Annotated in this window: 6 protein-coding genes and 1 pseudogene; all 7 read left to right on the forward strand. The window is 64.1% G+C overall.

Features of this window, described 5'->3' with window-relative positions; all coding sequences use genetic code 11:
- Nucleotides 1-72 precede the first annotated feature (72 nt).
- The 7 genes and pseudogenes from BJF89_RS09250 to fusA all read left to right on the forward strand — a co-directional run bounded on the left by BJF89_RS09250 (nt 73) and on the right by fusA (nt 12,673).
- Entirely contained in the window at nt 73-1,080 is a 1,008-nt protein-coding gene (locus tag BJF89_RS09250; RefSeq protein WP_255372566.1) for a DUF3068 domain-containing protein, read from the forward strand.
- 425 nt (nt 1,081-1,505) lie between these two features.
- Nucleotides 1,506-5,000, forward strand: a complete 3,495-nt coding sequence (locus BJF89_RS09255) for a DNA-directed RNA polymerase subunit beta (protein ID WP_186314526.1) — start codon at nt 1,506-1,508, stop codon at nt 4,998-5,000.
- Between the two features lie 90 nt (nt 5,001-5,090).
- Nucleotides 5,091-9,061: pseudogene (locus tag BJF89_RS09260) on the forward strand (DNA-directed RNA polymerase subunit beta').
- A gap of 159 nt (nt 9,062-9,220) precedes the next feature.
- Entirely contained in the window at nt 9,221-9,586 is a 366-nt protein-coding gene (locus tag BJF89_RS09265; protein ID WP_139311955.1) for a hypothetical protein, read from the forward strand.
- On the forward strand, nt 9,586-9,957 hold the full coding sequence (rpsL, locus tag BJF89_RS09270; protein WP_038546228.1) for a 30S ribosomal protein S12: 372 nt from the start codon (nt 9,586-9,588) through the stop codon (nt 9,955-9,957). Before BJF89_RS09265 ends, rpsL begins: the two co-directional genes overlap by 1 nt.
- A 3-nt stretch (nt 9,958-9,960) precedes the next feature.
- Nucleotides 9,961-10,431, forward strand: coding sequence for a 30S ribosomal protein S7 (rpsG, locus tag BJF89_RS09275; RefSeq protein ID WP_038546231.1), 471 nt, complete (start codon nt 9,961-9,963; stop codon nt 10,429-10,431).
- 115 nt (nt 10,432-10,546) lie between these two features.
- Nucleotides 10,547-12,673, forward strand: a complete 2,127-nt coding sequence (gene fusA / locus BJF89_RS09280) for an elongation factor G (protein WP_075814225.1) — start codon at nt 10,547-10,549, stop codon at nt 12,671-12,673.
- Nucleotide 12,674: the final 1 nt, after the last annotated feature.

Raw genomic sequence — 12,674 nt, forward strand, 5'->3', positions numbered from 1 at the left:
TCTCAGGACGTCTGTGGCGGGGGTGTTGTCGTCTGTTCCCGTCTGTCCGGTGGGGGCATTACGATGGTCCGCATGCTTCCGAGATCCCGCGTCGCCGCCGTCCTCACACTCGGGCTGGGGTGCATCCTGCTCGCCGTCGGTATCGCTCTGCCACTACTGGTGCCTCCAGAACGTCCCGTACCGCTGGAACTCAGTGAGTCGCAGCTGACGCTGCAGGACGACGAGGCCCGTATCGGCCCCTCCTACCTGGCGGGCGAGGGGCAGGACGAGGGGGAGTCTCCGCAGCCCGTCACGGCCCCGGTGACCAAGACCTATGCGGTGTCTCTGGGCGAGCCGGCAGACGATGAATCGGCGGCGGCGACCGTGGGGGTCACCTCGCTGAGGGAGGACATCGAAGGCGATGGCGGCCTCCTTGACGCTGAGGTGTGGAGCTACCGGATCGACCGGATGACAGGGCGCTCCCTGGGGGACGCGAAGGTGGCGGATACACCGGCGACACCTGCTGCGCCTACCGAGGTCGACGGTCAGTGGCTGGCGTTCCCCAGGAACACCGCACAGGAGGAGTATCCTGTCTTCGACAACCTGCTCCGCCGTGAGGTCCCTGCGCAGTTCGTGCAGACCGAGGACGTCAACGGCACTGAGGTGTACGTCTTCCGGCAGGACTTCGACGCAGAGCCGGTGAGGCAGGCCAACCCGGGGTACTACCGGTCGACATCGACCACGGGGGAGGGGGCCCCGTCCTCGCTCTACCGCAACGGCTCCAAGGAGTTCCGGGTGGAGCCGGAGAGCGGGATGATCGTGTCGGTGACCGAGGACATCCAGGATGTCTATGTCCCCGACGGTGACGGCGCCGTTGGCGAGGCGCCGGAACTGCTCAGTTCCTTCAACGGTGCGACTCCGGACGCGGAGCGCAACGACCTGCTGGTTCAGGCCGCGGACCTGGGACACGACCGCCCGACACGAGGATGGGGTATTGTGCTGACTGTCACGGGTGCTATCGTGGCACTCGGTTCGGCGGTCGTGGCCTTACGGCCACAGCGTGTCCAGCGGTCTGGATCAACGCAGTCGCCGAAGAAGTAGACGGCGCGACACGGGCCGGTTCACGGGGAGGGTGGCCCGGTGTGTCGTAGGGGTGGACATCCGCACGCGGGTGATATACGATCGATCGTTGCGCTGGATTGACGTCCGGCGACGTTGCGATAACAGCAGGACACGACCTTGATGAGCGATGGTACGGAGGGGATCGACATGGTCACGGCACGGCGGAACGCCAGAGTGCCCGACCACGCCGATTCGGCCCGGACCGGCTACTTGACAAGGTCCATCAACTGTTTCCGGACACTGGTTCGCAACTGACCCGGCTCCCGTCAACCCCCACAGAACCCCACAGATTTCCACAGACCACCGCAGACCGTACGCTCATAGCAACCGTGTCAGCCACCGTCCGGACCGATTCACCGGTCCCGGGTTACGGCAGACACGTGAGGTGCTGGAAGGACCCCATCTTGGCAGTCTCCCGCCTGACCAGTTCCACCCCGGGAATTCCCGGAGCTTCGCAACGTCACTCGTTCGCGAAGATCGATGCCCCGATCGAGGTTCCCGGTCTTCTCGACATTCAGAGGGACTCTTTCGCCTGGCTCGTCGGCACGCCGCAGTGGCGTGCCCGCAAGCAGGCCGAGGCCGGGGAGGGCGTTCGTATCACCTCCGGTCTCGAGGACATCCTCGAAGAGCTGTCCCCTGTCGAGGACTACTCGGAGAACATGTCCCTGGTCCTGTCCGAGCCGCGCTTCGACGATGTCAAGAACACCGTCGACGAGTGCAAGGACAAGGACATCAACTACTCGGCTCCGCTGTACGTCACCGCGGAGTTCACCAACGCCACCTCCGGCGAGATCAAGAGCCAGACCGTCTTCATCGGTGATTTCCCGATGATGACCGACAAGGGCACCTTCATCATCAACGGCACCGAGCGTGTCGTCGTGTCGCAGCTGGTCCGTTCCCCGGGCGTGTACTTCGACGAGTCCATTGACCCGGGCACCGAGCGCCCGCTGCACTCGGTCAAGGTCATCCCGTCACGCGGTGCGTGGCTGGAGTTCGACGTCGACAAGCGCGACACCATCGGTGTGCGTATCGACCGCAAGCGTCGTCAGCCGGTCACCGTCCTGCTGAAGGCGCTGGGCCTCAGCGCCGAGGAGATCACGGAGCGTTTCGGCTTCTCCGAGATCATGATGTCGACGCTCGAGAAGGACGGCGTCGCCAACACCGACGAGGCGCTGCTGGAGATCTACCGTAAGCAGCGTCCCGGTGAGTCTCCGACCCGTGACTCCGCACAGGCTCTGCTGGAGAACAGTTTCTTCAACTCACGCCGTTACGACCTTGCGAAGGTCGGCCGTTACAAGGTCAACCGCAAGCTGGGTCTGGGTACCGGCGGTGAGGGCCCGATGACCCTCACCGAACAGGACATCCTGACCACCATCGAGTACCTGGTGCGTCTGCACGCCGGTGAAAAGGACATGACCTCCCCGGATTCCGTGGAGATCCCGCTCGGCACGGACGACATCGACCACTTCGGTAACCGTCGCGTCCGTACCGTCGGCGAGCTGATCCAGAACCAGATCCGCGTCGGCCTGTCCCGCATGGAGCGCGTTGTGCGTGAGCGTATGACCACGCAGGACGCGGAATCCATCACTCCTACCTCGCTGATCAACGTGCGTCCGGTCTCCGCCGCGATCCGCGAGTTCTTCGGTACCTCGCAGATGTCGCAGTTCATGGACCAGAACAACTCGCTGTCGGGCCTGACCAACAAGCGTCGTCTGTCCGCGCTCGGCCCGGGCGGTCTGTCCCGTGAACGCGCCGGCCTCGAGGTCCGCGACGTGCACCCGTCCCACTACGGACGCATGTGCCCGATCGAGACCCCTGAGGGCCCGAACATCGGTCTGATCGGATCCCTGGCGTCCTACGCCCGGGTGAACCCGTTCGGATTCATCGAGACGCCGTACCGTCGCGTGGAGAACGGTCAGATCACCGACACGGTGGACTACCTCACCGCCGACGAGGAAGACCGCCACATCATCGCCCAGGCGAACACCCCGTACAACGCGGACAAGCAGTTCACCGAGGAGCAGATCGAGGTGCGTCTGCGTGGCGGTGACGTCGAGGTCGTCCCGGCTGACCGGGTCGACTACATGGACGTCTCACCGCGCCAGATGGTCTCCGTCGCGACCGCGATGATCCCGTTCCTCGAGCACGACGACGCCAACCGTGCCCTCATGGGTGCGAACATGCAGCGTCAGGCTGTGCCGCTGCTGCGTGCGGAAGCTCCGTTCGTGGGCACCGGTATGGAGCAGCGTGCCGCCTACGACGCCGGCGACGTGATCGTGTCCCCGAAGGCAGGTGCGGTGGAGTTCGTCTCGGCCGATTACATCACCATCATGGACGATGACGGCGTGCGCGACACCTACATGCTTCGCAAGTTCGAGCGCACCAACCAGGGCACCTGCTACAACCAGAAGCCGTTGGTCAGCCAGGGTGACCGCGTGGAGGCCGGCCAGGCCATCGCCGACGGCCCCGGCACCGACAACGGTGAGATGGCGCTCGGCCGCAACCTGTTGGTCGCCATCATGCCGTGGGAGGGCCACAACTACGAGGACGCCATCATCCTCAACCAGCGCATGGTTGAGCAGGACATCCTGACCTCGATCCACATCGAGGAGCACGAGATCGACGCGCGGGACACGAAGCTCGGGCCCGAGGAGATCACCCGTGACATCCCGAACGTGGGCGAGGACGTCCTGGCGGATCTCGACGAGCGCGGGATCGTGCGCATCGGCGCCGATGTTCGTGACGGCGATATCCTGGTCGGCAAGGTCACGCCGAAGGGCGAGACCGAGCTGACCCCGGAGGAGCGTCTCCTGCGTGCGATCTTCGGTGAGAAGGCCCGCGAGGTCCGCGACACCTCCATGAAGGTGCCGCACGGCGAGACCGGCAAGGTCATCGGCGTCCGCGTGTTCTCCCGCGAGGACGACGACGACCTGTCGCCGGGTGTCAACGAGATGGTCCGCGTGTATGTCGCGCAGAAGCGCAAGATCCAGGACGGCGACAAGCTCGCCGGCCGCCACGGCAACAAGGGTGTCGTCGGTAAGATCCTGCCCGCCGAGGACATGCCGTTCCTGCCGGACGGCACCCCGGTCGACATCCTGCTGAACACGCACGGTGTGCCGCGCCGTATGAACATCGGTCAGGTCCTCGAGACCCACCTGGGCTGGCTGGCGAAGAACGGCTGGACAGTCGACGCGGACTCCGACGACCCGACGGTCAAGGCCATGCTGGAGACTCTTCCCGAGGATCTCTACGACGTGCCCGCCGACTCGCTCACCGCGACCCCGGTGTTCGACGGTGCCTCCAACGAGGAGCTCTCCGGCCTGATGAAGTCAGTCCGTCCGAACCGCGACGGTATCCGTCTCACCGACGGTGACGGCAAGGCTGAGCTCATCGACGGCCGCTCCGGTGAGCCTTTCCCGTACCCGGTCTCCGTGGGCTACATGTACATGCTGAAGCTGCACCACCTCGTCGACGAGAAGATCCACGCTCGTTCCACCGGTCCGTACTCGATGATCACCCAGCAGCCGCTCGGTGGTAAGGCGCAGTTCGGTGGACAGCGCTTCGGTGAGATGGAGGTGTGGGCCATGCAGGCGTACGGCGCGGCCTACACCCTGCAGGAGCTGCTGACCATCAAGTCCGACGATGTCGTGGGACGTGTCAAGGTGTACGAAGCCATCGTCAAGGGCGAGAACATCCCGGACCCGGGCATTCCGGAGTCCTTCAAGGTTCTCCTCAAGGAGCTGCAGTCGCTGTGCCTCAACGTCGAGGTGCTCGCGGCGGACGGTTCCCCGATGGAGCTGAGTTCCACGGACGACGACGAGTTGGACCACGCCAACGCCGCCCTGGGCATCAACCTGTCCCGGGACGAGCGTCCGGACGCTGACAGCGACGTGGGATAACTCCCACCACCAGACAAGCACTGACCTTTTTTCACTGCACCACCCGCACTACCGCCCTCCGTATGAAGACGGAGGGGAAAGGGAGTCCACGTGCTGGACGTCAACTTCTTCGACGAACTGCGTATCGGTCTCGCGACCGCCGACGACATCCGTCGTTGGTCACATGGCGAGGTCAAGAAGCCGGAGACCATCAACTACCGCACCCTGAAGCCCGAGAAGGACGGTCTGTTCTGCGAGCGGATCTTCGGGCCTACCCGTGACTGGGAGTGTGCCTGCGGCAAGTACAAGCGTGTCCGTTACAAGGGCATCATCTGCGAGCGTTGCGGCGTCGAGGTGACCAAGTCCAAGGTCCGGCGTGAGCGCATGGGCCATGTTGAACTCGCTGCCCCGGTCACCCACATCTGGTACTTCAAGGGTGTTCCGTCCCGCCTCGGGTACCTGCTCGACCTCGCCCCGAAGGATCTCGAGAAGATCATCTACTTCGCCGCGAACATCATCACCTCCGTCGACGAGGAAGGTCGTCACAACGACCAGACCACGCTCGAGGCAGAGATGCTGGTCGAGAAGAAGGAAGTCGAGAACGAGCGCGACGCCGACCTGGCCGACCGGTCCGAGAAGCTGGAGGCCGACCTGGCCGAGCTCGAGGCCGCCGGTGCCAAGGCTGACGCGAAGCGCAAGATCCAGACGGCGGCAGAGCGTGAGATGCGCCACATCCGTGAGCGTGCCGAGCGCGAGATCGAGCGTCTGGACGAGATCTGGAACACCTTCGTCAAGCTGGCACCGAAGCAGATGATCGTGGACGAGGGCATCTACACCGAGCTCGTCGACCGCTACGAGGACTACTTCACCGGCGGCATGGGCGCGGAGTCGATCCAGACGCTGATCCGCTCCTTCGACCTCGAGGCAGAGGCAGAGAAGCTGCGCGAGGTCATCCGCGACGGGAAGGGCCAGAAGAAGCTGCGTGCGCTCAAGCGGCTCAAGGTCGTCGCGGCGTTCCTGCGGTCCGGTAACGACCCGGCCGGCATGGTCCTCGATGCAGTCCCGGTGATCCCGCCGGAGCTGCGCCCGATGGTGCAGCTCGACGGTGGTCGTTTCGCGACCTCTGACCTCAATGATCTCTACCGTCGCGTGATCAACCGCAACAACCGTCTCAAGCGCATGCTGGACCTCGGGGCACCCGAGATCATCGTGAACAACGAGAAGCGCATGCTGCAGGAGTCGGTCGACGCACTGTTCGACAACGGTCGTCGTGGCCGTCCGGTCACCGGACCGGGCAACCGCCCGCTGAAGTCGCTGTCTGACCTGCTGAAGGGCAAGCAGGGGCGTTTCCGTCAGAACCTGCTCGGCAAGCGTGTCGACTACTCCGGTCGTTCCGTGATCATCGTCGGTCCGCAGCTGAAGCTGCACCAGTGTGGTCTGCCGAAGCAGATGGCCCTGGAGCTGTTCAAGCCGTTCGTGATGAAGCGACTGGTCGAGAAGTCCTACGCGCAGAACATCAAGTCCGCCAAGCGGATGGTGGAGCGCCAGCGCCCCGAGGTGTGGGACGTGCTCGAGGACGCCATCGCCGAGCACCCGGTGATGCTGAACCGTGCACCGACGCTGCACCGACTGGGTATCCAGGCGTTCGAGCCTGTGCTCGTCGAGGGTAAGGCCATCCAGCTGCACCCGTTGGCGTGTGAGGCCTTCAACGCCGACTTCGACGGTGACCAGATGGCCGTCCACCTGCCGTTGTCCGACGAGGCGCAGGCCGAGGCCCGTATCCTCATGCTCGCGTCGAACAACATCCTGTCTCCGGCGTCCGGTAAGCCGCTGGCCATGCCGCGTCTGGACATGGTCACCGGTCTCTACTTCCTGACGCTGCAGAAGACGGAGGATGAGATCGGTGGCCAGGGCGCATACCGCCCGGCCGACGAGAACGGCCCCGAGCGGGGTGTCTACTCCACGCTGGCCGAGGCCATCATGGCCCGCGACCGTGGGGTCCTGGGTCTGCAGGCCCCGATCAAGGTGCGCATCGACCACCTCCGCCCGCCGGAGGACGTCGAGGCGGAGCAGTTCCCTGACGGCTGGCAGAAGGGTCAGGTCTGGCTCGCGGAGACCACGCTGGGTCGTGTGCTCTTCAACGAGCTCCTGCCCTGGAACTACCCCTTCGTCGACGACGTCATGGCGAAGAAGCCGCAGGCGCGGTCATCAACGACCTCGCTGCCAAGTACCCGATGATCACGGTCGCCCAGACCGTGGACAAGCTGAAGGACGCCGGTTTCTACTGGGCGACCCGTTCCGGTGTGACCATCACCATGCACGACGTGCTGGTCCTGCCGAACAAGAAGGAGATCCTCGATCGTTACGAGGATCGTGCCCGCGTCATCGAGAAGAAGATGGCTCGCGGCAAGATCAACGCGACGGAGCGGTACAACTCCCTGGTCGACCTCTGGAAGGAGGCCACCGACTTCGTCGGTGAGTCCGTCGAGAAGCTGTACCCGGACGACAACCCGATCCCGATGATCGTGAAGTCGGGTGCCGCGGGCAATATGCGTCAGATCTGGACCCTGGCCGGTATGAAGGGCATGGTGACGAACTCGCGTGGTGACTACATCACGCGTCCCATCAAGACGTCCTTCCGTGAAGGCCTGTCGGTGTTGGAGTACTTCAACAACTCCCACGGTTCCCGTAAGGGCCTGGCGGACACGGCTCTGCGTACCGCGGACTCGGGTTATCTGACCCGTCGCCTGGTGGACGTGGCGCAGGACGTCATCGTGCGCGAGGACGACTGTGAGACCTCCAAGGGTGTCACGATCCCGTTGGCGGAACCGGTCCTGGACGCAGAAGGCAACGAGACCGGTGGCTTCCGTCGTGCGGAGTTCGTCGAGACTGCCGCGACCGGCCGCTTCCTCGCCGCAGATGCGGTGGACGCTGCAGGCAACGTCGTCATTCCCGCGGGTCAGGATCTCGGTGATCCGGAGATTCAGCGGCTCGTCGACGCCGGCGTCGCAACGCTCAAGGTCCGTTCGGTGATGACCTGTGACACCGCTACCGGTGTGTGCGCGACCTGCTACGGCCGTTCCATGGCGACCGGTAAGAAGGTCGACATCGGCGAGGCCGTCGGCATCGTCGCCGCCCAGTCCATCGGTGAGCCCGGTACGCAGCTGACGATGCGTACCTTCCACCAGGGCGGTGTCGGTGGAGACATCACCGGCGGTCTGCCCCGTGTCCAGGAGCTGTTCGAGGCGCGTGTCCCGAAGGCCAAGGCCCCGATCGCGTCGGTCGACGGCAAGGTCCGCATCGAGGACGACGACAACTTCTACACGTTGACGATCATCCCGGCCGACGGCTCGGACGAGGTCGTGTACGAGAAGCTGTCGAAGCGCCAGGGCCTCGCGGTCATCAAGGTCGGTGACTTCGAGCGCCAGATCAAGGACGGCGACAGCGTCGTCCGCGGTCAGCAGCTCCTGAAGGGCTCCGCGGATCCGCACGAGGTCCTCCGTGTGATGGGGCGTCGCGGCGTCCAGCAGCACCTGATCAACGAGGTCCAGAAGGTCTACCGCGATCAGGGTGTGGCCATCCACGACAAGCACATCGAGATCATCGTGCGCCAGATGCTGCGTCGCGTGACCGTCATCGACTCCGGCTCGACCGAGTACCTGCCGGGTTCCCTGGTCGATCACGCTGATGCGGTCGCCGCCTCCAAGGCTGCTGTCCAGACGGGTGGCCGTCCGGTGGAGGTCCGTGCCGAGATCATGGGTATCACCAAGGCCTCGCTGGCCACCGACTCCTGGTTGTCTGCCGCGTCCTTCCAGGAGACGACCCGTGTCCTCACCGATGCCGCGATCAACAAGCGCTCCGACAAGCTCATCGGGCTCAAGGAGAACGTGATCATCGGTAAGCTGATCCCGGCTGGTACGGGTATCTCGAAGTACCGCAACATCGCCGTGGAGCCGACCGAGGAAGCACGTGCAGCGGCGTACCAGTTGCCGTCGACCTTCGGCGACGGTTTCTACGGAGACGACTCCTACGGGGAGTTCACCGGTGCCGCCGTCCCGCTCGACGACATCGACCTGAACTGACACCTCCCGTCCGGGTAGTCACCTGACCCGGCTCCTGCTTCTCGCAGGGGCCGGGTTTCGGCTTTTCCGGGTGGTGGTCGGTAGGGGAGCGGCCGCGGCGACGTATGGTACGGCCGAACCACGACGGACGTGTTCCGGCGCGCAGCCAGCGAGGGCCAGGTGCCGGTCACCGTCACTCAGGATGAGGATATGATACGGATGTATATCTGCAACGCCCGGGCCGGCGCCGCGGTACACGTGTTCCCGCTGGTATCCGCAATTTGGTGGTATCCGGCGTGTCGGGTAGTGTCAGGCCACAGTCCCACTTATCAGGACGCGTCTGCCGGTCTTCCGGCCGATATGAACTTCTACCCCGTAGGCCAGCGAGAGCGGCTGAGGGGTTTCGGCACGTTCAAAACAAAGACGCTCGTGAACAGCAGGGAAATGATCTCGAAGAAGGTCTCGTCCGACCACGAGGGCCCACCGGTTGAGTGCCGGAAGTGCCCGGGGTCACGGCAGGACACGAACAAGCAGAAAGTCGGTTAATGCCTACTATCCAGCAGCTGGTCCGCAAGGGCCGCCACGACAAGTCTGGCAAGGTTGCCACGGCTGCCCTGAAGGGCTCGCCGCAGCGTCGTGGCGTGTGCACCCGCGTGTACACCACCACCCCCAAGAAGCCGAACTCGGCTCTCCGTAAGGTCGCCCGTGTGCGACTCACCTCCGGCATCGAGGTTTCCGCCTACATCCCGGGCGAGGGCCACAACCTCCAGGAGCACTCCATGGTGCTCGTTCGTGGCGGTCGTGTGAAGGACCTTCCGGGTGTCCGTTACAAGATCGTCCGTGGATCCCTCGACACCCAGGGTGTCAAGGACCGCAAGCAGGCCCGTTCCCGCTACGGCGCGAAGAAGGAGAAGTAGCACATGCCTCGTAAAGGTCCCGCACCCGCACGCCCCCTCGTCAAGGACCCGGTCTACGACGACGTCATCGTCTCCCAGCTCGTGAACAAGGTTCTGCTGGACGGCAAGAAGTCGACCGCCGAGCGCATCGTCTACGGTGCCCTCGAGGTCTGCCGTGAGAAGACCGGCACCGACCCGGTCCTCACCCTGAAGAAGGCCCTCGACAACGTGAAGCCGGCCCTCGAGGTCCGCTCCCGTCGTGTCGGTGGCGCCACCTACCAGGTGCCGGTCGAGGTCCGTCCCGGCCGTTCCACCACCCTGGCACTGCGCTGGCTGGTCACCTTCACCCGTCAGCGTCGTGAGAACACCATGACCGAGCGTCTCGCCAACGAGATCCTTGACGCTTCCAACGGTCTCGGTGCCTCCGTCAAGCGTCGTGAGGACACCCACAAGATGGCTGAGGCCAACCGCGCCTTCGCCCACTACCGCTGGTGACCTGAGAGGACCCTGCCGTCGGCAGGGTCCTCCCCGGCCGGTGTAGAACCTGCGTGGTCGCCCGGTCGATGGCACAATCATCTACGACATTCCGACTACATTGAGGGAATAGACTGTGGCACAAGAAGTGCAGAAGGACCTGAAGAAGGTCCGCAATATCGGCATCATGGCGCACATCGATGCCGGTAAGACCACGACCACCGAGCGCATCCTCTACTACACCGGTATCAACCGCAAGGTCGGCGAGACGCACGACGGTGCCTCCACCACGGACTGGATGGAGCAGGAGAAGGAGCGTGGTATCACGATCACCTCCGCCGCCGTCACGTGTTTCTGGGACGAGAACCAGGTCAACATCATTGACACACCTGGTCACGTCGACTTCACCGTCGAGGTCGAGCGCTCCCTGCGCGTGCTGGACGGTGCTGTCGCCGTCTTCGACGGCAAGGAGGGCGTCGAGCCCCAGTCCGAGCAGGTCTGGCGTCAGGCCGACAAGTACGACGTTCCGCGCATCTGCTTCGTCAACAAGATGGACAAGCTGGGCGCTGACTTCTACTTCACGGTGCAGACCATCATCGACCGTCTCGGTGCCAAGCCGTTGGTCATGCAGCTGCCGATCGGCGCCGAAGATGACTTCGACGGCGTTGTTGACCTGCTGACGATGCAGGCCATCACCTGGCGGGGGCGCGTCGAGGTCGGTGCTGAGCCGACCTACGAGGAGATCCCGGCCGACCTGGCCGACAAGGCCGCCGAGTACCGCGAGAAGCTGCTGGAGTCCGTCGCCGAGTCCGATGAGGCTCTGATGGAGAAGTACTTCGCCGGCGAGGAGCTCTCCCTCGAGGAGATCAAGGCCGCCATCCGCAAGATGACGATCAACTCCGAGATCTACCCGGTCTTCTGTGGTACCGCCTACCACAACAAGGGCATCCAGCCGGTTCTCGATGCGGTCATCGACTTCCTGCCGTCTCCGCTGGACGTCGAGAACATCCAGGGCCACAAGCCGGGCCACGAGGACGTCGAGATGTCCCGCAAGCCCAGCGACGACGAGCCGTTCTCTGCTCTGGCCTTCAAGATCGCCGCACACCCATTCTTCGGCAAGCTGACCTTCGTGCGTGTCTACTCCGGAAACGTCGAGCCCGGCCAGCAGGTCCTGAATGCCGTCACCGGCAAGAAGGAGCGCGTCGGCAAGCTCTTCCAGATGCACGCCAACAAGGAGAACCCGGTCGACAAGGCCCACGCCGGTAACATCTACGCGATGATCGGTCTCAAGGAGACCACCACCGGTGACACCCTGTGTGACATCAACGACCCGATCCTGCTGGAGTCCATGGACTTCCCGGAGCCCGTCATCAAGGTCTCCATCGAGCCGAAGACCAAGTCCGACCAGGAGAAGTTGGGTGTCGCCATCCAGCGTCTGACGGAAGAGGACCCGACCTTCACCGTCAACCTCGACGACGAGACCGGCCAGACCATCATCGGTGGTATGGGCGAGCTGCACCTCGACGTCTTCGTTGACCGCATGAAGCGGGAGTTCAAGGTCGAGGCCAACGTCGGTGCTCCGCAGGTCGCGTACCGCGAGACGATCCGCAAGGCCGTCGAGAAGATCGAGTTCACCCACAAGAAGCAGACCGGTGGTTCCGGCCAGTTCGCGAAGGTGATCATCGCTCTCGAGCCGTACAACCCGGAGCCCGAGGAGCTGGAGGAGGGCGAGGACGCGAACTACAAGTTCGTGAACGCCGTCACCGGTGGTCGTATCCCGAAGGAGTACATCCCCTCCGTCGACGCCGGTATCCAGGACGCAATGCAGTACGGCTACCTCGCCGGCTTCCCGCTGGTTGACATCAAGGCAACCCTGATCGACGGTCAATACCACGACGTCGACTCCTCCGAGATGGCGTTCAAGATCGCCGGCTCCCAGGCCCTGAAGGAAGGCGTCGCCAAGGCGAAGCCGGTCCTGCTCGAGCCGCTGATGGCCGTCGAGGTCACCACCCCCGAGGAGTTCATGGGTGAGGTCATCGGCGACATCAACTCGCGCCGCGGTCAGGTCTCCGCGATGGAGGACCGCTCCGGTGCGAAGGTCGTCAAGGGCAAGGTCCCGCTGTCCGAGATGTTCGGCTACGTCGGCGACCTGCGTTCCAAGACCCAGGGTCGTGCGAACTACACGATGATCTTCGACTCCTACGGCGAGGTTCCCTCCTCTGTCGCGACGGAGATCATCGCTGAGCGCACCGGCAACGCCTAAG

Source organism: Corynebacterium sp. CNJ-954 (assembly GCF_001942345.1).
Lineage (GTDB): Bacteria > Actinomycetota > Actinomycetes > Mycobacteriales > Mycobacteriaceae > Corynebacterium.

Bases quoted from the DNA above. Each gene is read 5' to 3' on its own strand.
- BJF89_RS09250 (WP_255372566.1), top strand. From the start codon at position 73: ATGCTTCCGAGATCCCGCGTCGCCGCCGTCCTCACACTCGGGCTGGGG.
- rpsL (WP_038546228.1), top strand. From the start codon at position 9,586: ATGCCTACTATCCAGCAGCTGGTCCGCAAGGGCCGCCACGACAAGTCT.
- rpsG (WP_038546231.1), top strand. From the start codon at position 9,961: ATGCCTCGTAAAGGTCCCGCACCCGCACGCCCCCTCGTCAAGGACCCG.